The following is a 12,968-nucleotide window of genomic DNA, read 5'->3' as shown; positions in this document are numbered from 1 at the left end:
GTCGGCCCAGTAGGGTCGTCCCATGGTTCCCGAGGTGCGATTCGATCGGAACGCTCGGTACGGAGCGGCCCTCGTCGGCGTGCTCTTCGCCGGATTCCTGAACATCGCCACGGACTTCAGCGCGTTCATCCAGGCGGCGAACTACGCCGGGGTCCTGGGCACCGACGTGCCGGCCGTGGACTTCGCGGAGTTCGTCCTGATCCTCGGCATCTACCTGGCCGCATTCATTCTCATGCCGGCATCCGGCGCTCGCCGGCTGGGTGCGGTCACCCTCGCTTGCGTCGTGCTGCTGCTGTGGGCGACCATCGGGATCGAGCGCGGAGTCGGCAACATCGACCATCCCGTCGCGTTCTGGACCTTCGTCGTCAATCAGGGTCTGATCACGCTGGTGGTCGCCCTGGGCGGATGGCTGCTCGTCCGGGGGCGGCATCCCCTGGCGTTCCTCGTGCTGCTCCTGGCCCTGATCCCCCCGCTGGTCAGCGTCCTGCTGGTGCAGGCATCCGCGACGACGGGTGCGTACATCCTCGTCAGCGAGGGCACGGTGATCGTCTTGGGGATCGGCGGAGCGTGGCTGGCCGCGCTCATCGACCGCCTCGTGCGGGGCCGGTCCCAGCCCAGCGTCGAGGACTCCGTGGACGAGGGGCGGGAACTCTCCAGCCGGCGAGGGTGATGCCTCCGCCGGCGCGGAGCATCAGAGGTCGTTGTCCCCACCGGTGTCCGCGTCGGTGCTGACCTGTCCCACCCCGGTGTTCGCCTCGCGCGCGAACCCTTCCGCGCTGCCGCTCCACGTCCACTCCGCGACGGCCGGGATGTCCTCACCGTGCTCACGGGTGTACAGGCGCGCCTCGACCCGCGCGTCCTGCATCCGCTGGCGCAGCCCCGCATACCGCCCGGCCAGCCCCGGAACGCGGTCCAGAACGTCGATCACCAGGCGATAGCGGTCGATGTCGTTGAGCATCACCATGTCGAAGGGCGTGGTCGTCGTGCCCTCCTCCTTATAGCCGCGCACGTGCAGGTGAGGGTGGCCGGCGCGACGGTAGGTCAGTCGGTGGATCAGCCATGGATAGCCGTGGTAGGCGAAGATCACCGGCCGATCCGTCGTGAAGATCGCGTCGTACTCCCGGTCCGGCAGCCCGTGCGGGTGCTCTCCCTCACTGACCAGCCGCATCAGGTCGACGACGTTGACGACCCTCACCTTCAGATCCGGGATCTCGGACCGGAGCAGGGATGCCGCGGCCAGCGTCTCGAGTGTGGGCACGTCGCCGGCGCAGGCGAGCACGACATCCGGCTCCGCGCCGGCGGTCTCGGTCCCCGCCCACTCGAAGATCCCGAGTCCCCGGGTCATGTGCGCGATCGCCTGGTCCATGCTCAGCCAGTTGAAGGTGGGCTGCTTCCCGGCGACGACGACGTTCACATAGTCGGTGCTGCGCAGGCAGTGGTCGTACGTGGACAGCAGCGTGTTGGCGTCGAAGGGCAGGTAGACGCGCACCACGTCCGGCTTCTTGTTCACGACGTGGTCGATGAACCCGGGGTCCTGGTGCGAGAGCCCGTTGTGGTCCTGCCGCCACACGTGCGAGGACAGCAGATAGTTCAACGAGGCGATCGGACGCCGCCACGGGATCTCCTTGCTCACCTTCAACCACTTGGCATGCTGGTTGAGCATCGAGTCGACGATGTGCACGAACGCCTCGTACGTGTTGAACAGTCCGTGCCGTCCGGTCAGCAGGTAGCCCTCCAGCCAGCCCTGGCACTGATGCTCGCTGAGCATCTCCATGACCCTGCCGATCCGGGCCAGGTGCTCGTCCTGCGGCAGCAGCTGCGCATTCCACTGCTTGTCCGTCACCGCGTACACGGCGCCCAGGCGATTGGACGCCGTCTCGTCCGGGCCGAAGATGCGGAAGTTGTCCGGATTGCGGCGGATGACCTCGGCGAGCCACTGTCCGAGCACGCGCGTGGCCTCATTCACGGTGCCCCCGGGAGCGGGCACGTCCACGGCGAAGGCCCGGAAGTCCGGCAGCACGAGATCGCGCTTGAGCACTCCGCCGTTGGCGGCCGGATTCGCGCTCATCCGCAGCGTCCCCTCCGGCGCCAGCGCCGTGGCCAGGGGCACCACTGCTCCGGAATCGTCGAAGAGCTCATCCGGCCGGTACGAGCGCAGCCAGTCCTCCAGGACCTTCAGGTGCGCGGCGGTGTCGCGTGCATTGGCGAGCGGAACCTGGTGCGAACGCCAGCTGTCCTCGGCCGGCAGGCCGTCGATCTCGCGCGGGCAGGTCCACCCCTTCGGAGTGCGCAGGATGATCATGGGCCACGCCGGTCGGCCCGGCAGCGTCCCGGCCTCCGCCGCCGCCTTGATCGCCGCGATCTCGTTCAGAACGGTGTCGAGCGTCTCGGCGAACCGGCGGTGGACGGCCGCCGGGTCTTCGCCGTCGAAGCCGCCGGACACCAGATGCGGCGTGTGACCGTAGCCGCGCATCAGGGCGAGCAGCTCCTCCTCGGGGATGCGGGCGAGCACCGTCGGATTTGCGATCTTGTAGCCGTTGAGGTGCAGGATCGGCAGCACCACGCCGTCCCCGACCGGGTCCAGGAACTTGTTCGAATGCCAGCTGGTGGCCAGCGGCCCGGTCTCGGCTTCACCGTCTCCGACGACCGCGGCGACCAGCAGGTCGGGATTGTCGAAGGCGGCACCGTATGCGTGCGAGAGCGCATAGCCGAGCTCGCCACCCTCGTGGATCGACCCGGGCGTCTCCGGGGCGGCGTGGCTGGGGATCCCGCCGGGGAAGGAGAACTGCCGGAACAGCGCCCGCACACCCGATTCATTCCGCCCGATCTGCGGGTACAGCTCTGAATAGGTGCCGTCGAGGTATGCGTTGGCCACCATCCCGGGACCGCCGTGTCCGGGACCGGTGATGTAGATGGTGTTCAGCCCCCGGCTGCAGATCGCCCGGTTCAGGTGGGCGTAGAGGAAGTTGAGCCCGGGGGTGGTGCCCCAGTGCCCGAGCAGTCGGGGCTTGATGTGCTCCGGCGCGAGCGGTTCGCGCAGCAGCGGATTATCCAGCAGGTAGATCTGCCCCACAGACAGGTAGTTCGCCGTCCGCCACCACGCGTCGATCTGCGCGCGAGCGTCTTCGGTGAGCCGTTCCGGTTCCCGGTGCGGAAATGCCTCGGTTCCGTGATCCTCGATGCTCGGCGTCTGCGTCATCGCGTCCTCATCTCCTCGCTGGGCATCATCCTGGCAGGGTGGTAGGCCGCGGGGGAGGGGGTGTTGCCGCATGTCAAGGCCTCTTCTGCCGCCTGCGGGCGCGGCGTACAGTGGCGCGAGGCGCCGCATGCAGGTGCGCGGGTTCGTCCGGATCGAGGACGCTCAGAACCTCGGTGACGGTGGCTGCGCGCGAAGGAGGGAGCGATCATGACCGATTCCACCGGGACAGCGGTGAAGGGAGCCCGCCCGACGACGATTCCTCCTCGTCAGGCTGCCCTGCTGAGCGCAACGCGCACGGAGCAGAAGGGCAACATCGTCGTCAAGTGGATCACTTCCACGGACCACAAGACGATCGGGTACATGTACCTGATCGCGTCGGTGCTGTTCTTCATGCTCGGCGGCGTGATGGCGCTGATCATCCGCGCCGAGCTGTTCGAGCCGGGCATGCAGATCGTGCCGACCAAGGAGCAGTACAACCAGCTGTTCACGATGCACGGCACGATCATGCTGCTGATGTTCGCGACCCCGCTCTTCGCCGGTTTCGCGAATGTGATCATGCCGCTGCAGATCGGTGCCCCTGATGTCGCGTTCCCCCGTCTGAACGCGTTCGCGTTCTGGCTGTTCCTGTTCGGCTCGATCATCGCCGTCTCCGGGTTCCTGACCCCGCAGGGTGCCGCCGCCTTCGGCTGGACGGCGTATCAACCGCTGGCCAGCGCCACGTTCTCACCAGGGGTGGGCGGAAATCTCTGGATGCTCGGCCTGGGCATGAGCGGGTTCGGCACGATCCTGGGTGCGGTGAACTTCATCACCACGATCATCACGATGCGCGCACCGGGCATGACGATGTGGCGGATGCCGATCTTCACCTGGAACACGCTGGTCACCAGCATCCTGATCCTGATGGCCTTCCCCGTCCTGGCGGCGGCGATCCTGGCGGCCGCGGCTGACCGGGTCCTGGGGGCGCACATCTACGACCCGGCGAACGGTGGTGTGCTGTTGTGGCAGCACCTGTTCTGGTTCTTCGGGCATCCCGAGGTGTACATCATCGCGCTGCCGTTCTTCGGCATCGTCTCGGAGATCTTCCCGGTGTTCAGTCGCAAGCCGATCTTCGGGTACAAGACCCTGGTGTACGCCACGATCGCGATCGCGGCGCTGTCCGTGGCGGTGTGGGCGCACCACATGTACGTCACCGGGGCGGTGCTGCTGCCGTTCTTCGCTCTGATGACGATGCTGATCGCGGTGCCCACCGGGGTGAAGATCTTCAACTGGATCGGCACGATGTGGCGCGGTTCGGTGACTTTCGAAACCCCGATGCTGTTCTCGCTGGGCTTTTTGGTCTCGTTCGTGTTCGGCGGTCTGACCGGCGTCATCCTGGCCTCCCCTCCGCTGGACTTCCACATCTCCGACACCTACTTCGTGGTCGCGCACTTCCACTACGTGGTGTTCGGCACCGTGGTGTTCGCGATGTTCGCCGGGTTCTACTTCTGGTGGCCGAAGTTCACGGGCAAGATGCTGAACGAGCGCATCGGCTACGTGCACTTCTGGATGCTGTTCATCGGCTTCCACATGACCTTCCTGATCCAGCACTGGCTGGGCGTGGACGGCATGCCGCGCCGCTACGCGGACTACTCGGAACAGGACAATTTCACCTGGCTGAATCAGCTCTCCACGGTCGGGGCAATGATCCTGGGTGCGTCGATGATCCCGTTCCTGTTCAACGTCTGGATCACTGCGCGCAAGGCGCCGAAGGTGACCGTGAACGACCCGTGGGGGTATGGCGCGTCGCTGGAGTGGGCGACCTCGTGCCCGCCGCCGCGGCATAACTTCACTTCGATCCCGCGGATCCGCAGCGAGCGACCCGCGTTCGATGCCAACCACCCCGAAGCCGGCATCCCCGTCGGCGTCGGACCCGCGAAGGACGCCCCATCCACGCCGGTCGTGGACGCCGGTGATGACCAGACGAAATGATGCTCCTGAACAGCTCGGCCGCCTCCTCGCAGGACGCCCGGCCGGAGGACGGGACCGGTCCGGTCAGGGGCAAGGCCAATCCCGCAGCTCGGTCGTGAGCTGCGCGAGGTAGGCGGGAGGGCACGCCTGGGCGAACCCGAGCCAGAGTTCGACCGCGTGGATCGGCGTCCAAGCCCGCACGGACGGCAGGTCGGGCGGCGTACGCCGCGACCATGACATCCAAGGACCGCGCGTCCTTCCGCCCCAGCCGCCCAGGCTGCGCGCGAGAGCTCGCGGATCGGGTCTCCGAGGTGAGCGGCCTCCCAGTCGACGATGGCTGTGATGGTGCCGTTCACGGCGAGCAGGTTCCCGTCCGTCCAGTCGCCGTGGCAGAACACCCTGCCCGCCGCAGGCGCAACGGCGAGCGGAAGCGGGGGGCCGCCGGCATCCCGATACGGGCGGATGATCAGCTCGTCGTCCGGCGCGGGCGGCAGTCCGGCGGGCGGCCGCAGCGCATGCAGTCGACGCATCAGCGCAGCCGAGGCCCGGAGGCGGTCGCGTCGCGTGTCCGCATCGCCCGTGTCCAGGCGATTCCCGGGCATGTGCGTCATCAGGATGGAACCGGGCCGCACCTCGACGACCTGGGGAACCGGAAGGCCGGTGCCGGCGAGGGCGCGCAGGGCGAGCACTTCGGTGTCATGGCGTTCCACATCCGCCAGGCGCTTCTGGACGAGGGTCCTGCCCTCCCGCTGCACCAGCCGTACGTGGCCCGCCGCTCCCTGCCGCACGCGGCCATCCTGCCAGCCGCTCCCTGCCGCACGCGGCCATCCTGCCAGCCGCTCCCTGCCGCACGCGGCCATCCTGCCAGCCGCACCCGCGCGGCGTCTGCGGGCGTGCGACCGTGAACGCTGCGGCGACGGCGGTACACCCGTCGTGAGAGCGGGATGGCGGTCACCCAGCAGCCGCGTCAACAGCGTGAATCCGACGGCGGTGATGACGTCGATGTCGGCGTGGTACTGGGGTCGTCCTGAGATCGAAGGGCCTTTCCTGGAGGCGATGCCCTGCACCGCTGGGCGACCGAGGACGATATCGCCGCCGCCATCGTCTTCCTGCTCAACGACGGGGCCGCCATGATCTCGGGCGTCGCGCTGCCGATCGACGGCGGCTACTCCAGTCGCTGATCACCGCACATCGGATTCGGGTCGGCCGAAGAGCACGAGTGTGCTCCTCGGCCGACTCCGGTCACATCGGGTGGATGCGATCACCAGGCTCCGAAATAGCCGTTGCCGAAGCAGCCTGCCCAGCGATGGCGCTGGCCGGCGCTCGAGACGTCGTCGACCTTCCAGACCTCGCCGTTGAGAGTGAGCACGTAGGCGGTGTCGCGCGCGAAGGCGACCGACGTGGGCAGATCGAGTCCGTCGGCGACGACGGAGAACGTGCCGTCGTGGTTGACCTTCAGCAGCTCTCCGCTGTCCGGCAGTGCCGGCGACCCTTCCGGCACCACGCCGGGGGAGTCGCCCTGGGACACCGCGTAGAGGCCGCAGGCACCGAGTGCGACATCGGTAATGAGGCTGTAGCCGGATGCCACATCCCGAGGCTCCGGGTTCCAAAGCCCGAATGCGACGACCTTTCCGGTCGACGGATCGTGCGGCACCGGACCGGCCTCGGCCATGAACACCAACGGTCCCAGCGCGGTGATTCCGGTGGGCACGATGTTGGCGAACTGCTCGACCGTGGTGATCTCCCCGGACATCGACACCTTGACGACCCGGTTGTGGTGGCCATCGGTGACGAGGAATCCGCCCCAGATGGGCTGCATCGCGTATTGGACTCCACGCGCGAGGAAGAAGTCGATGTCCGGTGGTGGCGGGTTCTGCTTGGACCATTCGCCGATGTCCGCGATCACGGTGAAGCTGTCGGCGTCGTCGACCCGGTAGATGCCGTCGACGTCGTTGGTCGTGTCGCCGGGGACGTCATCACCGACCGTGGTGACGAGGACGTAGGCCGTGCGGCCGACGAATGCGATGTCGATCGCACCGCCGAGCGGAAGCACCGTGATGGGCAGACCGGTCGCGTACGCGGTCTTCTCGCCGGTGCGCACATCGACGCGTGTTATCTGGCCGGCCTTGCCTTCGGCGACGTAAAGCGCTCCGTCTGGGCCGATGGTGCTGCCGATGGTGCCCTGCATCCCCGATGCGATGAGCGACACGACGGGGCCGCCGCCTGTCCTCTCCTCGTCGGACTGCGTGGTCGCGCTCGCCACCGTGGGGGCGAACAGCATTGAGACTGCCAGAGCTGCGACCGCGGTACCCGCGCGCAGCGTCCTCCTCGTCGTCATGAGTGTTCCTCCGGTCGACCTTTCGCGTCGGTCGCTCGGCGGGCGTCACTCGTCGTGCGACCGGCTGGGGTGGCCGCCATGACCTCCCGGAACACCGTTGCGTGCCCCATCGTCATCGCAGCTGCCAATAGGCTCCTCCAGCCTTTCCCCGTGGTCAAGACCACCACCGACGACCGCGTTCGGGCTGAACCACGGCGCTGGCCCGCAAGACGGTCCGAGAGCTCCTCGGCGTCCAGACGCAAGGCGGGCTTGCACCGCTGAGGAACCTCGCCACCGACGATCTGCGCGCCCGGGCAGGGAGTGCGAGCCATCCTGCGCACTCGCACGTAACCACCACCGCCGGCGGCCTGAAACCCGGATTCCGGGCGAGACGTCCCGGGTGACGTACCCGCGTCCCGCCGCATCGCCCCGACCGACCGCCGCAGGCCGGGACGGCTACGCGGTTGCCGTTGCGGTGTTGCGAGCTGCGAGCTGCGCGAAGGCGTCTGTGAGTTCCCGCGGGTGGAGGACCTCGATGTCGGTGTCGAAGCGGTTGAGGGTCGCGGCGAGGGCGACCCATGACCAGGAGCCGGCTTCCAGGGTGCACCGGTCGGGCCCCAGATCCTCGACGATGCCGTCGCCGGCGAACGGGAGCACGTCACCGGCAGGTCGGTGGAGGATGACCTTTCCCGTGCACGGCCACCGTTCGGCGCCGCTGGAGCCGGTGAAGCGGGCCGAGACGTATCCGCCGACATCACCCCCGGGCACCTCGCGGGGGACGAAACGAGGCCCGGTCGGGGTGCGCGGCGCGATCCGGTCGGCGCGGAAGAGGCGCCAATCATCGCGGTCGAGGTCCCAGGCGACCAGATACCAGCGGCCGTGCGAGGTCACCAGGTGATGCGGCTCGACCCGTCGCGGCGGTGCCGAGGCGGCGGTGCGGTGGCTGGCGTAGTCGAAGCGCAGCACCTCGTGAGCACGCGCGGCGGTCGAGACGGCGACGAGGACCTCCGGCGATACCGGGTCGGACGCCGCGTCGCCCGGGCGACGCGGGATGGCCGTGAAATCCAGCGCATTCAGACGGTGCCGGAGCCGTGATGGCATCACCTGCCGCACGGTGGTCAGCGCCCGGAGGGCTGCTTCTTCGATCCCGGCCCCGGTCACTGTCCCAGCCTGCAGGGCGACCGCGAGTGCGATGGCCTGGTCGTCGTCGAACAGCAGCGGCGGCAGCTCGCTGCCGGCGTCGAGCCGGTAACCGCCGTCCGGCCCCATCGTGGCCTGGATGCGGTACCCCATCTCCCGCAGCCGGTCCACGTCGCGGCGCACCGTGCGAGGGCTGACCTCCAGGCGCGCGGCGAGGAGCGACCCCGGCCAGTCGCGCCGGGTCTGCAGCAGCGAGAGGAGGCTGAGCAATCGGGAGGTGGCCGTCATCCCTCGATCGTAGTTTCTGTATAGGACAGTAGCTGACCTATACAGCTGTGAGGCTGGTTGCTGCCGGGAGAACTCGGCCACGTCTCACGAGGAGCAGACATGAGCATCACGACCACCACCCACCTGAACTTCCGCGGCGACGCCCGCGCGGCGCTCGAGTTCTACCGGTCCGTCTTCGGCGGCGAGGCCACGATCGCCACCTACGGCGACTTCGGCATGCCCCAGGAACGTCCCGGCGCCGAGAAGGTCGTCTTCGGCCAGATCGAGACCGCTGACGGCTTCCGGATCATGGCCTACGACATCCCCGGCCGATCAGAGGGCTCGGCCGCGGCGGCCGGCTCCACCCGTCGTGAGAACGGCACCACCATCACGGACCAGCCCTTTTTCGTCTCGGTGCGCGGAGAGACCCTCGACGAGGTCGGGCGATATTGGGCCGCGCTCTCGGTCGGCGCCTCCATCGTCGAGCCGCTCGCGGCGTCCGCATGGAGTCCGGGCTTCGGCATGCTCCGCGACAGGTTCGGCGTGACCTGGATCCTCGACGTCGCCGCCCCGCGGTAGACGGGCTCCGTTCGGCTGCAAATCACCACGACGGCGCCGAAGACCGCGAACCAGTTGTTTCCGCGCGACTCCGGTGCCGCGACGGTGGAGCGGGCGGGCAGCCTCCGGGGTCTTCGAGGCTGCCCGCCCGGGTCGTGGTGAGCGATCAGGTGCGGTCGGTGCGATCCGGACGGATCGCACCGTCGTCGTAGTCGATCTCTTCCTTGCGCACCTGCTCGGTGACCGTCTGCTCCTCCGTCACTGTCGCCTTATCGAGACGGACGCGTTCGACCGGTACGGTCTCCTTCGCGACGACGGGGCGCTCCTCGGTCAGGACCACCTCGTGCTCCTCCTCGCTGATGTCCGGACCCCTCGTCGCGTCGCCGACATTCGCTTCGGTAATCGGCTCACGCTCGATACGCACCTCTTCGCGCGTGACCGGCACGGTGACGGTTTCGTTCTCGGTGACCACGTACTTGCGCAGGCGCGCCCGGCCGGTCTCCACCTTCTCGGTGCCGACGCGCAGCCGCTCCTCGGAACGCGTCATCGCGTCATCGGTGGTGGGGCCGGAGGTGTCGTAGCCGACGGTGGTGTCGGCTGCGGCCTCTTGGTCGTGACCGACGGTCGTGCCGACAGCACCGGTGGAGCCGTTCCCGTAGTAGGCGTAGAGCTCATCCTCCTGAGAGTGCTCGAGAGAGCCATCAGCGTCGATGCGCGGAGCGTCCTTCACGAAGTCTTTCGTATAGGGCACGCGAAGCTCCGCGCCGGCCTGGTCCGCCTCGTCGACGGGAACGAACGTCTCTGACATCCCGAACAACCCGGTACGAACCGATACCCAGGATGGGGCGCCCGTTTCCGTGTCCACATAGACCTGACCGACGGTGCCGATCTTGTGACCGTCCGAGCCGATCACATCGCTGCCGATGAGGCTGTTTAGCGTGTGTGCGTTGATCATTGTTCTCCTGCTTCCTTCGTTGTCGTGTGGCGAGGGATGAAACGGCTGTCTGCATTGGCGGTGACGCGCCGGCTAGCGGGTGTTGCGTACGGCCACGACCTCGTCCCGGCCGTCACGATTGACCACGGTGCGCACGCCGAGCATGCCTCCTAGGGCGGCGATCACGGCGCCGAGGAGCAGGCCGGCGAATCCCCACCATGCGCCCGCTTGGGCGGTGTCCGCGGCATCCTCGGCTGTCTGCTGCGCGTCCTCGAGTGCCTCATCGGCTTGATCCTGCGCCTCCTCCTCATCGACGTTGCCCTGAATGTCCTCCGCGACCTGGGTCACGTCGGTTCCGGACAGCGCTTGCGTAGCGGAGCTGACCACTCCCCCAACGGCGCCAAGCAGGCTGGCGCTGAGCCACACCGTCAACGCGAGAGCGACCACGAGCGAGGTGGCCCACGTCAGGAATCCATGCAGCAGTCCGCTTCGGACGGCAAGCGCGCCGGCGACGTAACCTGCTGCGGCGAGGGCCAGAGCGAGCGCGACAACACTCCAGATGCCCGCCCCGACGCCGGAGCCACCAAGGCCGATTCCTGCGGTCACTAGTGAGAGCAGCACGGTCACGGCCAGAAATGTCACCACGCCGGCGAAGATCGACCCCCACGACACGTTCGCCGGGCGTCCGCGACGTTCGGTGCCGATCAGCGACTCCTTCGTCGCGTCGTTGTCTGTCGTCACAGCGTGCGCCGCCGCACCGTCGACATGATTGGAACTGTTGCGGGCCATGATTGCCTCCTCGATAGGACGTGATGCGAACCAACACGGTCGTTGCTTACACCGTAAGCATGACTAGCGTGAGCGTAACGGCAGGGATGAACCGGCACGGTGGGACTTGTGTCAGGCAGGAGAGTGGAGTATGACGCCGTCCGCGAGCAAGAAGTCGGCGGGCAGCTCGACGCGCCGACTCAGTCGTGACCTGATCGTCCAGGCGGCCCTGGATCAGATCGACCGCTCGGGGGCGCACGGTTTGTCGATGCGGTCTTTGGGGCAGGACTTGGGCGTGGAAGCCATGTCCCTGTATCGGCACGTGCAGGGCAAGGAGGATCTGCTGGAAGGCGTCGTCGCGCTGCTGATGGGAGACCTGACGTCGAGGCTGGACGACGAGCTAGCGGAGCACTGGCAGGGCTTCCTGCAAACCGTCGCCCATGAGGTGCGACGCATCGCAATCGAACACCCGAAGGCGTTCCCCCTCGTTGCCACACGCCATCCGGCAGCACCTTGGCTACGACCCCCGCTGCGCAGCATCGAGGTCGTCAACACCTTCCTCAGTGCGCTCATCAGCCACGGATTCACTGACGCGCAGGCAGTGGACGCGTACCGATCGTTCAGCAGTTTTCTGCTCGGTCATCTACTCCTGGAGTCCGCGACGCGAGGCGCTGAAACCGGTCCCGTTGAGGAGCCCCTCGACGAAGGCGGCGCGACCATACCCGAGGGTGATGGGCAGGTCCCCTTGGACACCGCGCCAGAGGTCCGACGCCTGCGAGCCCTGCTCAGCAAAGACCGCAGCGACGAAGAGTTCGAGGTTTCGCTCGAAGCTCTCCTGGACCGCCTCGAACGAGAGATATCGCAGTAGTACGCGCAAGCAGCATGACGTCTCCGCCGGGATCGACCGCGGGCGCCACCAGGACCGCGACCGGTTGCCGGGCAACAAAGGTGGGCTGGGAACGCAGGTTCGGCTCACGGGCCTTCCGTCGGGGTGGTGGCTGCAGCAGCCGGTTACGATCACGCCCGCAGAAACCGCACCCGAATCCGCGATGTCGCCGAACAGATCGTCGCCCGACAAGTGCAGATCTGAGGTCGACTCAGTCTTGGCGGTGATCCTCGGTTTCGGAGCGACGAACGGCGGGAGGGTTGGTGTCTTGGCCGACAGGGGGGCCGGCGATGGTGAGGTTGTCGATCGCGAGGTCGTCGATCCGCACCTTGCCCACGGACAACGACTCCGTTTCCGCTTCGTGATCGGGGTCACCGTCGGTGTCGAAGTGCTCCGCTGTCAGCGTGATACCGCCCGAGGAGTTCGCTGAGCTGGCCAGCTCCTGAACCCACTGCGGATTCAAGGTCGTCGGTTCCGGGTCATCGAACACGAAGCGCAGCGGGATGGACGGCTGCAACCAGATCGTCGACCGCCCGCGCGGCTGATCCGCAGGGTGCACCCACGACAGCGTGAAGCTCTCCTGACGACGCAGCTTCGTCGCCACAACGACTTTCAGGTGCGCGAGAGCGCGGTCCTCAACCGTGATGGCGGTAGCCGATCCGCCGTAGTAAAGGGTGCCCACACCGGACACGATAGGCCGGACCCGACGTTTTGGCCACAGAGGTTCGGCGTACGTCAATCCGCTCGTCCCGGAGTCTCCCGGCTTTGCGGTGGACGCTCCTCCTGCAGGCGTCACCTGCCGCCGGGGTAGCGAGCGACCAGCCGAGACCGCTGGTCGCTGCCGACGATGCACGTCAAAGGAGGCTGGAACGATGAGCCCGTGCGCGGCGAACGTCGGCCAGCGTGGCGGTCCAGGTCGGGGGAGGTGCGCGCCTCCGTCGTCCTAACGACG

General features: G+C 67.6%; 10 protein-coding genes and 2 pseudogenes. 5 read left to right on the top strand and 7 right to left on the bottom strand.

What is annotated here, in order from left to right:
* Positions 1-22: 22 nt before the first annotated feature.
* On the top strand, positions 23-670 hold the full coding sequence (locus NQ152_RS11540) for a hypothetical protein (RefSeq protein WP_257524072.1): 648 nt from the start codon (positions 23-25) through the stop codon (positions 668-670).
* 21 nt (positions 671-691) lie between these two features.
* On the opposite strand, the gene NQ152_RS11535 is transcribed toward NQ152_RS11540, so the two are convergent.
* Positions 692-3,199, bottom strand: a complete 2,508-nt coding sequence (locus NQ152_RS11535; protein ID WP_257524071.1) for a phosphoketolase — start codon at positions 3,197-3,199, stop codon at positions 692-694.
* A gap of 207 nt (positions 3,200-3,406) precedes the next feature.
* On the opposite strand from NQ152_RS11535, the gene ctaD reads away from it, so the two are divergent.
* The gene (gene ctaD / locus NQ152_RS11530) at positions 3,407-5,167 is read left to right on the top strand and encodes a cytochrome c oxidase subunit I (RefSeq protein WP_257524070.1); all 1,761 of its coding nucleotides are present in this window, start codon (positions 3,407-3,409) and stop codon (positions 5,165-5,167) included.
* A 293-nt stretch (positions 5,168-5,460) separates the two neighbouring features.
* Here ctaD and NQ152_RS17375 read toward each other — a convergent pair.
* A pseudogene (locus NQ152_RS17375) lies at positions 5,461-6,006 on the bottom strand (phosphotransferase family protein); the annotation flags it as partial.
* A 201-nt stretch (positions 6,007-6,207) separates the two neighbouring features.
* On the opposite strand from NQ152_RS17375, the gene NQ152_RS17370 reads away from it, so the two are divergent.
* Positions 6,208-6,327 (top strand): SDR family oxidoreductase, encoded by a 120-nt coding sequence (locus tag NQ152_RS17370; RefSeq protein WP_350338525.1) that lies wholly within the window; start codon positions 6,208-6,210, stop codon positions 6,325-6,327.
* Between the two features lie 80 nt (positions 6,328-6,407).
* Here NQ152_RS17370 and NQ152_RS11520 read toward each other — a convergent pair whose 3' ends face one another.
* Both NQ152_RS11520 and NQ152_RS11515 read right to left on the bottom strand, forming a co-directional pair.
* A complete protein-coding gene (locus NQ152_RS11520; protein ID WP_257501647.1) occupies positions 6,408-7,484 on the bottom strand; it encodes a ScyD/ScyE family protein in 1,077 nt (358 codons plus the stop codon).
* A gap of 435 nt (positions 7,485-7,919) precedes the next feature.
* Entirely contained in the window at positions 7,920-8,891 is a 972-nt protein-coding gene (locus NQ152_RS11515) for a YafY family protein (protein WP_257524068.1), read from the bottom strand.
* A 99-nt stretch (positions 8,892-8,990) separates the two neighbouring features.
* Between NQ152_RS11515 and NQ152_RS11510 the strand changes: the two genes are divergently transcribed.
* Complete coding sequence (locus tag NQ152_RS11510; RefSeq protein ID WP_257501649.1) at positions 8,991-9,449, top strand: VOC family protein; 459 nt, start codon at positions 8,991-8,993, stop codon at positions 9,447-9,449.
* Between the two features lie 145 nt (positions 9,450-9,594).
* On the opposite strand, the gene NQ152_RS11505 is transcribed toward NQ152_RS11510, so the two are convergent.
* Complete coding sequence (locus NQ152_RS11505) at positions 9,595-10,383, bottom strand: PRC and DUF2382 domain-containing protein (protein WP_257524067.1); 789 nt, start codon at positions 10,381-10,383, stop codon at positions 9,595-9,597.
* A 72-nt stretch (positions 10,384-10,455) separates the two neighbouring features.
* Positions 10,456-11,151 carry a hypothetical protein gene (locus NQ152_RS11500; protein ID WP_257501651.1) on the bottom strand — a complete coding sequence of 232 codons (696 nt, stop codon included), beginning with the start codon at positions 11,149-11,151 and terminating at the stop codon, positions 10,456-10,458.
* Between the two features lie 130 nt (positions 11,152-11,281).
* Here NQ152_RS11500 and NQ152_RS11495 point away from each other — a divergent pair, with 130 nt between their 5' ends.
* Positions 11,282-11,998, top strand: a complete 717-nt coding sequence (locus NQ152_RS11495; RefSeq protein ID WP_257501652.1) for a TetR/AcrR family transcriptional regulator C-terminal domain-containing protein — start codon at positions 11,282-11,284, stop codon at positions 11,996-11,998.
* Positions 11,999-12,380: 382 nt separating this feature from the next.
* On the opposite strand, the pseudogene NQ152_RS11490 reads toward NQ152_RS11495, so the two are convergent.
* A pseudogene (locus NQ152_RS11490) lies at positions 12,381-12,698 on the bottom strand (hypothetical protein); the annotation flags it as partial.
* Positions 12,699-12,968: the final 270 nt, after the last annotated feature.

The sequence above is a fragment of the Microbacterium sp. zg.B48 genome, assembly GCF_024623505.1.
GTDB lineage: Bacteria > Actinomycetota > Actinomycetes > Actinomycetales > Microbacteriaceae > Microbacterium.
Note: the sequence above shows the minus strand (reverse complement) of the source record. Positions and strands in the feature narration are given on the sequence as shown.